A 651-nucleotide genomic window follows, 5' to 3' on the forward strand; every position below is an offset into this window, starting at 1 on the left:
CGTAGAGGAAGCGCCCCTTCTCCCGAAGTTACAGGGCCATTTTGCCGAGTTCCTTGGCCGTGATTCACTCGAGCACCTTAGGATTCTCTCCTCGACTACCTGTGTCGGATTGCGGTACGGGTAGCGTGACCTTGAACGCTTAGCGGGTTTTCTTGGGAGTCTGATTAGGGCCGTTATCCCCGCGCCCGGGGGCTTGGGGTACTATCGGGTTTCAGCACCTATGGCGTACTTGACTACCAATGGTATACCTACGCCCTTCAACCTGGTATTCCGTCACCAGGCAGGCCTTTCACTACTCCGTCACCGCATCACTGGGTCACGCTAGTACTGGAATATTAACCAGTTGTCCATCGACCTTAGCCTTCGCATCGGCCTTAGGACCCGACTAACCCTGATCCGATTAGCGTTGATCAGGAAACCTTAGTCTTTCGGTGTGCGGGTTTCTCGCCCGCATTATCGTTACTTATGCCTACATTTGCTTTTCCCGACGCTCCAGTGCCCATTGCCAGGTACCTTCGTCGCAAGACGGGAATGCTCCCCTACCACAGAATCAGATTCTATCCGCAGCTTCGGTAATACGCTTGATGCCCGATTATTATCGATGCCCTGTCGCTCGACCAGTGAGCTGTTACGCACTCTTTAAATGAATGG

Annotated in this window: 1 rRNA gene; it reads right to left on the reverse strand. The window is 53.5% G+C overall.

Annotated elements, in window-relative coordinates:
- Window positions 1-651 (reverse strand): 23S ribosomal RNA (locus FOE74_RS04890); the annotation flags it as partial.

Origin of the sequence: Rufibacter glacialis (assembly GCF_008271745.1) — a bacterium.
GTDB lineage: Bacteria > Bacteroidota > Bacteroidia > Cytophagales > Hymenobacteraceae > Nibribacter > Nibribacter glacialis.